The sequence below is a fragment of the Thermus hydrothermalis genome (genome assembly GCF_022760925.1).
Taxonomy (GTDB): domain Bacteria; phylum Deinococcota; class Deinococci; order Deinococcales; family Thermaceae; genus Thermus; species Thermus hydrothermalis.
Map to the genome: position 1 here is coordinate 48,862 of NZ_JAKTNT010000009.1, position 13,302 is coordinate 62,163.

7 protein-coding genes are annotated in these 13,302 nt (G+C 67.4%); 3 read left to right on the forward strand and 4 right to left on the reverse strand.

The features are described 5' to 3' along the window. Positions 1–40: 40 nt before the first annotated feature. Positions 41–4,984 carry a DNA polymerase III subunit alpha gene (gene dnaE, locus L0C60_RS07245; protein ID WP_243092633.1) on the forward strand — a complete coding sequence of 1,648 codons (4,944 nt, stop codon included), beginning with the start codon at positions 41–43 and terminating at the stop codon, positions 4,982–4,984. A gap of 46 nt (positions 4,985–5,030) precedes the next feature. On the opposite strand, the gene groL is transcribed toward dnaE, so the two are convergent. The 4 genes from groL to L0C60_RS07265 all read right to left on the reverse strand — a co-directional run bounded on the left by groL (position 5,031) and on the right by L0C60_RS07265 (position 10,286). Further along, the gene (gene groL / locus L0C60_RS07250) at positions 5,031–6,662 is read right to left on the reverse strand and encodes a chaperonin GroEL (RefSeq protein WP_234506855.1); all 1,632 of its coding nucleotides are present in this window, start codon (positions 6,660–6,662) and stop codon (positions 5,031–5,033) included. Between the two features lie 11 nt (positions 6,663–6,673). Then, positions 6,674–6,979: a co-chaperone GroES gene (gene groES / locus L0C60_RS07255; RefSeq protein ID WP_234506854.1), complete on the reverse strand. Its 306-nt coding sequence runs from the start codon at positions 6,977–6,979 to the stop codon at positions 6,674–6,676. Positions 6,980–7,291: 312 nt separating this feature from the next. Beyond that, positions 7,292–8,065, reverse strand: coding sequence for a TrmH family RNA methyltransferase (locus L0C60_RS07260; protein WP_234506852.1), 774 nt, complete (start codon positions 8,063–8,065; stop codon positions 7,292–7,294). Next, entirely contained in the window at positions 8,043–10,286 is a 2,244-nt protein-coding gene (locus tag L0C60_RS07265) for a GNAT family N-acetyltransferase (protein WP_234506850.1), read from the reverse strand. Before L0C60_RS07265 ends, L0C60_RS07260 begins: the two co-directional genes overlap by 23 nt. Positions 10,287–10,328: 42 nt before the next feature. Between L0C60_RS07265 and pgi the strand changes: the two genes are divergently transcribed. Further along, positions 10,329–11,582: a glucose-6-phosphate isomerase gene (pgi, locus tag L0C60_RS07270; RefSeq protein WP_234506848.1), complete on the forward strand. Its 1,254-nt coding sequence runs from the start codon at positions 10,329–10,331 to the stop codon at positions 11,580–11,582. A gap of 52 nt (positions 11,583–11,634) precedes the next feature. Further along, entirely contained in the window at positions 11,635–13,224 is a 1,590-nt protein-coding gene (gene pckA, locus L0C60_RS07275; protein WP_234506846.1) for a phosphoenolpyruvate carboxykinase (ATP), read from the forward strand. Positions 13,225–13,302: the final 78 nt, after the last annotated feature.

A 13,302-nucleotide genomic window follows, 5' to 3' on the forward strand; every position in this document is an offset into this window, starting at 1 on the left:
GCCCCCTGGGCAGGGGGGCGTCAAGCTAGGATGGGAGGATATGGGCCGCAGACTCCGGTTCGCCCACCTACACCAGCACACCCAGTATTCCCTCCTGGACGGGGCGGCCAAGCTTTCCGACCTCCTTAAGTGGGTCAAGGAGGTCTCCCCCGAGGACCCCGCTTTGGCCATCACCGACCACGGGAACCTCTTCGGCGCGGTGGAGTTCTACAAGAAGGCCACGGAAATGGGCGTGAAGCCCATCATCGGGTACGAGGCCTACGTGGCGGCGGAAAGCCGCCACGACCGCAAGCGGGGCAAGGGCCTGGACGGGGGGTACTTCCACCTCACCCTCCTCGCCAAGGACTTCAAGGGCTACCAGAACCTGGTGCGCCTGGCGAGCCGGGCCTACCTGGAGGGCTTTTACGAGAAACCCCGCATTGACCGGGAGATCCTTAGGGAGCACGCCGAAGGCCTCATCGCCCTTTCCGGGTGCCTGGGGGCGGAGATCCCCCAGTTCATCCTCCAGGACCGCCTGGACCTGGCGGAGGCCCGGCTCAACGAGTACCTTTCCATCTTCGGCGACCGCTTCTTCATTGAGATTCAAAACCACGGCCTTCCCGAGCAGAAGAAGGTCAACGAGGTCCTCAAGGAGTTCGCCCGCAAGTACGGCCTGGGCCTGGTGGCCACCAACGACGGCCACTACGTGCGGAAGGAGGATGCCCGGGCCCACGAGGTGCTCCTGGCCATCCAGTCCAAGAGCACCCTGGACGACCCCGAACGCTGGCGCTTCCCCTGCGACGAGTTTTACGTGAAGACCCCCGAGGAGATGCGGGCCATGCTCCCCGAGGCGGAGTGGGGGGACGAGCTCTTTGATAACACGGTGGAGATCGCCCGCATGTGCAACGTGGACCTCCCCATCGGGGACAAGATGGTCTACCGCATCCCCCGCTTCCCCCTCCCCGAGGGCCGCACGGAGGCCCAGTACCTCATGGAGCTCACCCTAAAGGGCCTCCTGGACCGCTACCCCGACCGCATCACCCCGGAGTTTTACCGGGAGGTCTTCCGCCGCCTGGGGAAGATCCCCCCCCACGGGGACGGGCAGGCCCTGGCCGAGGCCTTGGCCCAGGTGGAGAAGGAGGCTTGGGAAAAGCTCCTGGCCGGGTTTCCCCCTCTGGAGGGCGTGCGGGAGTGGACGGCGGAGGCCATCCTCCACCGGGCCCTCTATGAGCTCGGCGTCATTGAGCGCATGGGCTTCCCCGGGTACTTCCTCATCGTCCAGGAGTACATCAACTGGGCCAAGAAGCATGGCATTTCCGTGGGCCCCGGGCGGGGTTCGGCGGCGGGGAGCCTCGTGGCCTACGCCGTCGGCATCACCAACATTGACCCCTTGCGCTTTGGCCTTCTCTTTGAGCGCTTCCTAAACCCCGAGCGGGTGTCCATGCCGGACATAGACACGGACTTTTCCGACCGCAAGCGGGACATGGTCATCCAGCACGTGCGGGAGCGCTACGGAGCGGATAGGGTAGCCCAGATCGGCACCTTCGGGAGCCTGGCCTCCAAGGCGGCCCTGAAGGACGTGGCCCGGGTCTACGGCATCCCCCACAAGAAGGCGGAGGAGCTGGCCAAGCTCATCCCCGTGCAGTTCGGCAAGCCCAAGCCCTTGGCCGAGGCTGTCCAGGTGGTGCCGGAGCTCAAGGCGGAGATGGAAAAGGACCCCAAGATACGGGAGGTGATAGAGGTGGCCATGCGCCTCGAGGGCCTCAACCGCCACGCCTCCGTGCACGCCGCCGGGGTGGTGATCGCCGCCGAGCCCCTCACCGACCTGGTGCCCCTCATGCGAGACCAGGAGGGCCGCCCCGTGACCCAGTACGACATGGGGGCGGTGGAGGCCTTGGGCCTTTTGAAAATGGACTTCCTGGGCCTCCGCACCCTCACCTTCTTGGAGGAGGCCAAGCGGATCGTCCGGGAGTCCAAGGGGGTGGAGCTGGACTACGATGCGCTTCCCCTGGACGACCCCAAGACCTTTGAGCTCCTTGCCCGGGGGGAGACCAAGGGGGTTTTCCAGTTGGAGTCTGGGGGCATGACCAACACGGTGCGGGGGCTTAAGCCCAGGCGGATTGAGGACATCATCGCCCTGGTGTCCCTCTACCGCCCCGGCCCCATGGAGCACATCCCCACCTACATCCGGCGCCACCACGGCCAAGAACCCGTGCGCTACGCCGAGTTTCCCCATGCGGAGAAGTACCTAAGGCCCATCCTGGACGAGACCTACGGCATCCCCGTCTACCAGGAGCAGATCATGCAGATCGCCTCCGCGGTGGCCGGGTACTCCTTGGGGGAGGCGGACCTTCTGAGGAGGGCCATGGGCAAAAAGAAGCTGGAGGAAATGCAAAAACACCGGGAGCGCTTCGTCCGGGGGGCCAAGGAGCGGGGGGTGCCGGAGGAGGAGGCCAACCGGCTTTTTGACATGCTGGAGGCCTTCGCCAACTATGGCTTTAATAAGTGCCTCCCCGCGCGGGCGCAGGTGGTGGACTACCGCACGGGAAAGCTGGTTTCCGTGGGGGCCATCGTTCGGGGCGAGGCAAGGGGGGTGTGGGTGGCCTCCCTGGACGAGGAGACCCTCCGCTTGGTGCCCCGGCCCGTGGTGGCGGCCTTTTCTAGCGGCCGGGCCCAGGTCTTCCGCCTGCGCACCGCCACGGGGCGGGTTCTCGAGGCCACCGCCAACCACCCCCTTTACACCCCCGAGGGCTGGCGTCCCTTGGGAGCGCTCAAGCCCGGGGACTTCGTGGCCCTGCCCCGCCACCTGCCCTACCTCCCTTCCACGAGCCTCAAGCCCCACGAGCTAGACCTCCTGGGGTTCGCCCTCGCCGAGGGTAACCTGCGCCACCCTTCGGGGTTTTACCTCTATACCTCCTCGGAGGAGGAGCTCTGCGCTATGCTGACGGCCCTAGAGGCCTTCGCCAACACCCGGGCCAAGGTGGCCTGGCGGCGGGGGGTGGCCCACGTTTACGTGGGGCGGGAGGACCGGAGGCGCCCGGCGGAGGCCGTGGAGTTTTTGGCGAGGCTGGGCCTTCTCGGCCTTTCCGCTCGGGAAAAGCGCCTTCCCGAGGAGGTCTATGGGCTTCCCCCAGGGGAGGTGGCCCGCTTCCTGGGCCGGCTTTGGGTCGGGGATGGGGGGATAGACAAGAAAGGGCGGCTCATCCACTACGCCACCGCCTCGGAGGCTTTGGCCCGTGGGGTGCAGCACCTTCTCTTGCGCCTGGGTTTGCAGAGCCGGTTGGTGGCCAAGGAGTTTCCTTACCGGGAGGGGCGCAAGGGGTGGGTGGTCTACCTGCTGGGGGGCCTCGAGGCCGCCCGCCGCTTCGCCCTTTGGGTGGGGCCCTACCTGGTGGGCAAGCGGGCCCGGGACCTGGAGGAACTCCTCTCCGCTTGGGAGGAGGGCGGGCGGAGCACGAAGGACGTCCTTCCCCTCGCCTTCTTGCCCCTGGTGCGGGAGGCGGTGGCGCAGGCTTCCCCACAGGGTGTGGGGGCCTTTCTGGCGAAAGGGGGCTTGGCCCAAGGACTCCTGCGCCCGGGTAAGGGGCGGAGGGGCCTATCCCAGGCCACGCTCAAGCGCCTGGCCACCCTCACGGAAAGCCTTGCCCTTTGGCGCCTGGCTGCGGCCGAGATCTACTGGGACCGGGTGGAGGCCTTGGAGGCTTTGGGCGAGGAGGAGGTGTTTGACCTCACGGTGGAGGGCACCCACACCTTCGTGGCCCAGGACGTCATCGTCCACAACTCCCACGCCGCCGCCTATAGCCTCCTCTCCTACCAGACCGCCTACGTGAAGGCCCACTACCCCGTGGAGTTCATGGCCGCCCTCCTCAGCGTGGAACGGGGTGACTCGGACAAGGTGGCGGAGTACATCCGGGATGCCCGGGCCATGGGCATCCCCGTCCTGCCCCCGGACATCAACCGCTCGGGCTTTGACTTCAAGGTGGTGGGGGAGGAGATCCTCTTCGGCCTCTCGGCGGTGAAGAACGTGGGGGACGCTGCGGCGGAAGCCATCCTGAAGGAAAGGGAGCGGGGAGGGCCCTTTAAGAGCCTGGGGGACTTCCTGAAGCGCCTGGACGAAAAGGTGGTGAACAAGCGCACCCTCGAGTCCCTCATCAAGGCGGGGGCCTTTGACGCCTTTGGGGACCGGGCGCGCCTCCTCGCCTCCCTGGAGCCCCTCCTGCGCTGGGCGGCGGAAAGCCGGGAGCGGGCCCGCTCGGGGATGCTGGGCCTCTTCGCCGAGGTGGAAGAGCCCCCCTTGGCGGAGGCCGAGCCCTTGGACGAGATCACCAGGCTCCGTTACGAGAAGGAGGCCTTGGGCATCTACGTGTCCGGCCACCCCGTGCTCCGCTACCCGGGGCTTAGGGAGGCGGCAAGCTGCGCCTTGGAGGAGCTAGAGCCCTTCACCCGGGGGCTTCCCCCGAGGTCCAAGGTGCTCCTTGCGGGCATGGTGGAGGAGGTGGTGCGCAAGCCCACCAAAAGCGGGGGGATGATGGCCCGCTTCACCCTTTCCGACGAGACCGGGGCCTTGGAGGTGGTGGCCTTCGGCCGGGCCTACGAGGGGGTTTCCCCCAAGCTCAAAGAGGATATGCCCCTCTTGGTCCTGGCGGAGGTGGAGCGGGAGGAGGGGGGGCTTAGGGTCATCGCCCAGGCGGTCTGGACCCACGAGGAGGTGGCGGAGGCCCCCAAGGCCTTGGAGGTGGAGGTGGACCACGCCCTTCTGGACGAGAAGGGGATTACCCACCTCAAGAGCCTTTTGGACGAGCACCCGGGGACCCTTCCCCTCTACGTGAAGGTCCAGGGGCCCTTTGGCGAGGCCCTTTTCGCCCTCCGGGAGGCCCGGGTGGCGGAGGAGGCCCTTAGGGCCCTCGAGGCCGAGGGCTTCCGCGCCTATTTGGTGCCCGACCGGGAGGTCTTCCTCCAGGGGAACGGGGGGAACGGGGCCAAGGAGGAGGCGGTGCCCTTCTAAACGAAAAAGGGCCGGGAAAAATCCCGGCCCTTCCCTTTAGAGGGCGCTAGAAGTCCATGTCCCCGGCGCCCGCGGAGGCGGGGGTGGACTCCTTCTTCTCGGGCTTCTCGGCCACCACCGCCTCGGTGGTGAGGATGAGGGCGCCGATGGAGGCGGCGTTCTGCAGGGCGGAGCGGGTCACCTTGGCGGGGTCCACGATGCCCGCCTCCACCATGTCCACGAACTCCCCGGTGGCGGCGTTGAAGCCGTAGCGGAGGTTCTTGGTCTCGGAGAGGATCTTCTGGACGATGACGGAGCCCTCGTAGCCGGCGTTCTCGGCGATCTGGCGGGCGGGCTCCTCCAGGGCCCGGCGCACGATCTTGGCCCCGGTGGCCTCATCGCCCTCGAGGCCCTTCAGGAGCTCGTCCACGGCGCTGATGGCCCGGAGAAGGGTCACGCCGCCGCCCGGCACGATGCCCTCCTCCACCGCCGCCCGGGTGGCGGAGAGGGCGTCCTCAAAGCGGTGCTTCTTCTCCTTGAGCTCGGTCTCGGTGGCGGCCCCCACCCGGATCACCGCCACGCCGCCCGCCAGCTTGGCCAGGCGCTCCTGGAGCTTCTCCTTGGCGTACTCGCTGTCGGTGGTCTCCAGCTCCTTCTTGATGGCGTTGATCCGGGCCTCAATGTCCTCCTTCTTGCCCTTGCCGCCCACGATGGTGGTCTCGTCCTTGGTGATGCGCACCCGCTCGGCCCGGCCCAGCATGGAGAGGGTGGCGTTCTCCAGCTTGAAGCCGAGCTCCTCGGAGATGACGGTGCCACCGGTGACGGCGGCGATGTCCTTGAGCATCTCCTTGCGGCGGTCGCCGAAGCCCGGGGCCTTCACCGCGGCCACGTTCAGGGTGCCCCGGAGCTTGTTCACCACCAGGGTGGCGAGGGCCTCACCCTCCACGTCCTCGGCGATGAGGAGGAGGGGCTTACCGGTCTGGGCCACCTGCTCCAGGATGGGGAGGAGTTCGCGGACGTTGGAGACCTTCTTCTCCACGATGAGGATGAAGGCGTCCTCCAGGACGGCCTCCATGGTGTCGGGGCTGGTGATGAAGTAGGGGGAGATGTACCCCTTGTCAAACTGGTACCCCTCCACGAACTTCAGCTCGGTCTCCAGGCTCTTGGACTCCTCAACGGTGATGATGCCCTCCTTCCCCACCTTCTCCATGGCGTCGGCGATGAGCTTGCCGACGTCCGGGTCGTTGGCGGAGATGGTGGCCACCTCCTCAATGGCCTTGCGGTCCTCCACGGGGATGGCCAGGGAGCGGATCTTCTCCACGGCGGCCTCCACCGCCTTCTCAATGCCCCGCTTGAGGGCCAAGGGGTTGGCCCCGGCGGCCACGTTCTTCAGGCCCTCCCGCACGATGGCCTGGGCCAAGACGGTGGCGGTGGTGGTGCCGTCGCCCGCCACGTCGTTGGTTTTGGAGGCCACCTCCTTGAGGAGCTGGGCCCCGATGTTCTCCAGGTGGTTCTCCAGCTCAATCTCCTTGGCCACCGTCACCCCGTCCTTGGTGATGGTGGGGGAGCCGAACTTCTTCTCCAGGACCACGTTCCGGCCCCGAGGGCCAAGGGTCACCTTCACCGCATCGGCCACGGCGTTCACGCCGCGCTCCAGCGCCCGGCGGGCCGCCTCGTCAAACACCAGGATCTTCGCCATAGCTCACCTCCTTACTGCAGGACCGCCAAAAGGTCGCGCTCGGAGAGGATCACGTACTCCTCGCCGTCAATCTCAACCTCGGTGCCGCCGTACTTGGCAAAGACCACGATGTCCCCCTCCTTGACCTCGAGGGGCACCTTCTGGCCGTTGTCCAAGATGCGGCCCGAGCCCACGGCGATCACCTTGCCCTTTTGGGGCTTCTCCTTAGCGGTATCGGGAAGCACGATGCCGCCCTTGGTCTTGGGCTCTTCCTCAATCCGCTTCACCACAACCCGGTCGCCTAGGGGTTTGATCACGGTCTTCACCTCCGCAGCCATCTTCACTCCCCCCTTTGACGCTCAAAGGCCGAGAGTGTCAAACCAAGGGTCATTATTTTGCCCCCAGGCCCTTTTGTCAAGGGGGTTGAGGGGGGGCTTATAAACGGAGGGGCTCCTTCCCCCGCACCCCGGGGTGCGGCCCCGTGCCGGGGGGCCCTTCTCCCCGGGAAAGGGGAGGTAGCCCTCGGGCACAAGGAGGACCCCTTCCCTGGCCCGCCTTGCCGCCACAAGGGGGGCCTTCCCCGGTGGAAAGGCCAAAAAGGGAGCGTCCCTTCGTGGCGTTGGTTTGCCCTTGCCACCTCTGGGGTGGCTTCAAGAAAAGCGCCTCTGCCGCAGGGCCTCGTAGAGGAGCAAGGCGGCGCTCACCGAGACGTTGAGGCTATCCGCCACCCCCCGCATGGGGATTTTTACCCGGGCGTGGGCCGCTTCCTTCCAAGGCTCGGGCAGGCCCGTATCCTCCGCCCCCAGGAGGAAGGCCACCCCCGGGCGGTAGTCCTCCTCCCAGTAAAGCCGCTCCCCTTCCGGGGTGGCGGCCACCAGGCGGAGGCCCTGGGCCTTTAGGTAGCGAAGGGCCTCCTCCTCTCCCACGGGGAAGACGGGCAAGGCGAAGACCGTTCCCGTGGAGTTCCGGATCACCTGGGGGCTATAGAGGTCCACCCCCTCCGCCACCAGGACCAGGTCCGCCCCCGCCCCGTCCGCCGCCCGCAGGATGGCCCCCAGGTTGCCCGGCTTTTCCAGGCCCACCACCGCCAGGACCAAAGGGTTTGGGGGGAGGCGCACCGCCTCCAGGCGCCTTTGGGGGATGCGGAAGACCCCCAGGACCTGGGCGGGGTTTTCCCGGGTGGAAACCCGTTCCAGGGCCTCTTGGGAAAGCTCCAAAACCGTGGCGCTTCCCGCCAGGAGGCGGTCTTCGGCCGTCGCCCTGGGGCCGAGGACGAGGGTTTCCAGGGTGAGGCCCGCTTTTAGGGCTCTTTCCACCTCCCGCCTTCCCTCCACCAGGAAAAGCCCGGTCCTTTCCCGCTCCTTCCGTTCCTTGAGGGCGGAAAGGGCCTTCACCTTGGGGTTAGCGGGGCTTTGGATCCGCAAGGCGCACCTCAAAGCGGGCCACCTTGGGCCCTTGGAGTTCCAGGACCACCTCCTCCACCTCCGGGAACTCCTCGAGGAGCCGGGAGAGGCGGAGGAGGATCTCCTGGTAGGGCCTGGGGTCTTCCCGGCCCTCGAGGGGCTTTAGGAGCTCCTGGGCGTCCTTGGCGGTGAGGGGGGAAAGGCGCTGGCCCAAGGCCTGCTCCCCCAAGGGGGTGGGGAGGAGGAGGGTGAGCACGGGGCCGAAGAGGGGGTGGGGCTCGGCCTTGAGGCGGAGGGTAAGCCCATTTTCCTTGCCCAAGGGGAGGCCGAAGGCCCTAAGAAGCGCTTCCGCCTCCTCCCGGCTTAGGCGCTTCTTCCCCTCCAGAAGCCGCCTCGCCTCCTCGAGACGCAGGTCCGGGAAGTCGGGGAAGAGGAGGGGCTCTTCCCGGAAGCGCTTGTAGGCCCAGGCCCGGGCCAGGGCGATGGCCGCCGACTCGGGGAAGCGGTAGAGGGCTACCCGTCCCAACACCCGGGCCCGCACCCCCGCGGAGCCCATGGCACAGGCTAGGAGGAGCTTCTCCCCTTCCGCCTCCCCTAGGAGGTTTAGGAACTCCTCCTCGGAGGCGTACCCCATGGGCACGAAGAGGAGAAAGACGCTTCCCGCATCGCTTTCTAGGGCCTCCTTGAGCGCCCGGGCGTAGTCCTCCGCCTTGGCGGTGGAGCCCAGGTCCACGTGCTCCACCTCGAGGCCCCCTTCCCGCAGGGCCTCCAGGGCCAGGTTGGAGGGGCCGGAGGCGTTGGAGATGAGGCGTACCCGGCCGTTTTCCGGTAGGCGCCCCAAGGAGAGGAGGGCGGCCACGTCAAAGGCCTCCTCCAGGTCGTTGGCCCGCACCACCCCCGCCTGGGCGAAAAGGGCCCGCACCAGGGGATCCCGGGAGGGGTGGACGGCCAGGATGGGCTTCTTCTTGCCGATCCTGCGGGCCAGGCGGGAGAAGCGCCGGGGGTTGCCGAAGCTTTCCAGGTAAAGGAGGATGACCCGGGTGCGCTCGTCCTCCTCCCAGAACTGCAGGAGGTCGTTGGAGGAGATATCCGCCTTGGCCCCCAAGGAGGCAAAGGAGGCGATGCCGAGGCCCATCCCCTCGGCGTAGGCCATCACCGCCCGCCCCAGGGTGCCCGACTGGCTGGAGAGGGCCAAAGGCCCCGCCTTGGGCAAAGGGGCTAGGCCTGCGGCCAGGCGCACCTCGGGGTGGGTGTGCACGAGGCCCAAGGACCCAGGCCCCAAAAGGCGCATGCCGTAGCGGCGGGCCTTGTCCGCCAGGGCCTTGGCCTCTTCCGGGGCGAAGCCCGTGGTGAGGACGATGGCCCCCCTAACCCCCCGGCGGCCGCAGGCCTCCAGGGCGCCTGGGACGCGTTCCTTGGGCACGGCGATCACCGCCAGGTCCACGGGGCCGGGGATGCTCTCCACGCTGGGGTAGGCGAGGAGGGGGCCCACGGTGCCCCCCTCCTTGCCTATGGCCTCGTTCACGGGGTAGACGGGCCCCTGGAAGCGGCCAAAGATGAGGTTTTCCAGAACCCGGTAGCCGATGCTGTCCGGGTCCCGGCTCGCCCCCACCACCGCCACCCCCCGGGGAAAGAAGAAGGGGTGGAGGCTGGCGATGGTGGAAACCTTTTCCCGCCACTCAAACCGCTCCGCCGCCCGTTCCTCCAAGAGGATGTCAAACTCCACCTCCACCTCCCCCCCCTCCCGGTGGGCCCGCACCTGGAAGCCGCTTTCCATGAAGACGCTTAGCATCTGCCGGTTTTCCGCCAGGGTGAAGGCCTGGAAGCGCCGCACCCCCCGCTTGGCGGCGAGGAGGGCTAAGCGCTCCAAAAGGAGGGTGCCGAGGCCCTTGCCCTGATAGGCGTCGTCCACCAGGAAGGCTACCTCGGCGGTGTCCTCCCCCTTGGCCCGCACGTACTCCCCGGTGGCCACGATCCTCGGGGGCTCCCCGGCCAGGACGATGAGGGTCACCTTCTCCTCCTCGGGCTTGGCGGAAAGGAGGAGTTCCGCCGCCTTCTCCGGGGAGATGGGGGAGAAGAAGCGCATGCGCAGGGATTCCGGGGAAAGCCGCCTGAGGAACGCCACGAAGAGGGGGAGGTCCTTGGGGGTGGCCCGGCGCAGGAGGGCGGTGCGCCCGTCCTTGAGGAGGACGGGGCCCTCCTCGAGGCCGTACTGGGGCGTGGGCGGGGGCACGTACCCCATGCCCTTAGCCTACCCCAGCCGGACTGGGGGTAGCATAGGGCCATGCTGCGCCTGGACACCCGCTTCCTCCCCGGGTTTGCCGAGGAGCTCAAGGCCCACGCCCCCCTTCTCCTGGAGGCGCGGGAGCGCCTTTTGGCCAAGCGGGGCCAGAAGGGGGCCATGCTGGGCTGGATAGACCTCCCCGAGGACACGGAAACCCTAAGGGAGATCCGCCGCTTCCGCGAGGCGAACCCGTGGGTGGAGGACTTCGTCCTTTTGGGGATTGGGGGGAGTGCCCTGGGGCCCAAGGCCCTCGAGGCCGCCTTCCGTGAAAGCGGCGTCCGCTTCCACTACGTGGACCACGTGGAGCCCGAGCTCATCCGGAAGCTTCTCCAAAGCCTTGACCCCCACAAAACCCTGGTCAACGCCGTCTCCAAGTCCGGGGCCACGGCGGAAACCCTGGCGGGGCTTTTGCTCTTTTTGGACTGGCTGAAGGCCCACCTGGGGGAGGCGTGGCGGCGGCACCTGGTGGTGACCACGGACCCTAAGGGAGGCGCCCTAAGGGCCCTGGCGGGGCGGGAGGGCTTGAGGGCCTTTGCCATCCCCGAGGAGGTGGGGGGCCGGTTTTCCGTGCTCTCCCCCGTGGGCCTTCTCCCCCTGGCCTTTGCCGGGACTGACCTGGACGCCCTCCTCATGGGAGCCCGCAAGGCCAACGAGCAGGCTTTGGCTCCCTTAGAAGAAAGCCTCCCCCTGAAGACGGCCCTCCTCCACCACCTGCACCGCCACCTCCCCATCGCCGTCTTCATGGTGTACTCCGAGCGGCTTAAGTACCTCCCCGCCTGGTTCGTCCAGCTCCACGACGAGTCCTTGGGCAAACTGGACCGGGAAGGAAGGCGCGTGGGCACCACCGCCCTCCCCGCCCTGGGCCCCCAGGACCAGCACGCCCAGGTGCAGCTTTTCCGGGAAGGCCCCTTGGACAAGCTCCTCACCCTGGTCATCCCGGAAAACCCCGTGGAGGACCTCCCCTTGCCCCCGGCGGCGGAGCTTCCGGAGGCAGGGTACCTCTTCGGCAAGACCCTTTTCCGCCTCCTCAAGGCCGAGGCGGAGGCCACCTACCAGGCCCTGGCGGAGGCGGGGCAACGGGTCTACGCCCTTTACCTTTCCCAGGTGTCCCCTTTCGCCGTGGGCTGGCTCCTGCAGCACCTCATGTGGCAGACCGCCTTCCTGGGGGAGCTTTGGGGGGTGAACGCCTTTGACCAGCCCGGGGTGGAGCTCGGCAAGCGCCTCACCCGGGCCTTTTTGGAGGGGGAGGGTTAGGGTGGAAGCGTGGAAATGTGCCTTGTGATACCCTGGCCTGGAGGAGGCCCGTATGGACCGCCTGAGCTATATCGGCATCCAACCCAAGAAACAGGTCTTTTGGAACACCGTTTCCCCGGTGCTGGTGGAGCACACCCTGCGCCGAGGCGAGGGGTTTTTGGCCCATAAGGGCCCCTTGGTGGTGGACACCACTCCTTACACGGGGAGAAGCCCCAAGGACAAGTTCGTGGTGCGGGAGCCGGAGGTGGAGGGGGAGGTCTGGTGGGGGGAGGTGAACCAACCCTTTGCCCCGGAGGCCTTCCAGGCCCTTTTGGAGCGGGTGGCCCAGTACCTTTCCGAAAGGGACCTCTATGTCCAGGACCTTTACGCCGGGGCGGACAAGCGCTACCGCCTGGGGGTCCGGGTGGTGACGGAAAGCCCCTGGCACGCCCTTTTCGCCCGCAACATGTTCCTCTCCCCCCGGCACTTCCCCGAGGACGACGAGGCGGAACGCTTCCAGCCTGGCTTCACCGTGGTCCACGCCCCCCACTTCCTGGCCGACCCCGAGCGGGACGGCACCCGGAGCGAGGTCTTCGTGGGCATCAGTTTTGGGCGGCGCCTCGTCCTCATCGTGGGCACCAAGTACGCCGGGGAGATTAAAAAGAGCATTTTCACGGTGATGAACTACCTGATGCCCAAGCAAGGGGTCTTCCCCATGCACGCCTCGGCCAACGTGGGGCGGGAGGGGGACGTGGCGGTCTTCTTCGGGCTCTCCGGCACGGGCAAGACCACCCTTTCCACCGACCCCGAAAGGCCCCTCATCGGGGACGACGAGCACGGCTGGAGCGAGGAGGGGGTCTTCAACTTTGAGGGGGGGTGCTACGCCAAGGTCATCCGCCTTTCCCCGGAGCACGAGCCCCTCATCTATAAGGCCTCCAATCAGTTTGAGGCCATCCTGGAAAACGTGGTGGTGAACCCGGAAACCCGCCGGGTGGAGTGGGACGACGACTCCAAGACGGAAAACACCCGCTCCTCCTACCCCATCGCCCACCTGGAGAACGTGGTGGAGTCCGGGGTGGCGGGCCACCCCAAGGCCATCTTCTTCCTTTCCGCCGACGCCTACGGCGTCCTTCCCCCCATCGCCCGCCTCACCCCGGAGCAGGCCATGTACTACTTCCTCTCCGGCTACACCGCCCGGGTGGCGGGCACGGAGCGAGGCATCACCGAGCCCAGGGCCACCTTTTCCGCCTGCTTCGGGGCGCCCTTCCTTCCCCTGCACCCCGGGGTCTACGCCCGCATGCTGGGGGAGAAGATCGCCCGCCACGGGCCTCGGGTCTACCTGGTGAACACGGGCTGGACCGGGGGGCCTTACGGGGTGGGGCGGCGCTTCCCCTTGCCCGTGACCCGGGCCCTCTTGCGGGCGGCGCTTAACGGGGTCCTCGAGGGCGTCCCCTACCGCCAGGACCCCATCTTTGGCTTTGAGGTGCCCCTGGAGGTGCCCGGGGTGCCCAAGGAGCTTCTGGACCCCCGGGGGACCTGGGAGGACAAGGAGGCCTACGACCGGCAGGCCCATAAGCTCGCCGCCCTCTTCCAGGAGAACTTCCTAAAGTATGCGGATGGGGTGGACGAGGCCGTGCGCCGGGCCGGTCCCCGGGTGGGTTAAGGGTTAGGCCTATTCCCCAGGCCCTTGCCAAATAGGGCCTGGGGGTATTAGGCTCCTAGGTGGCGGAAATGGTAGGGA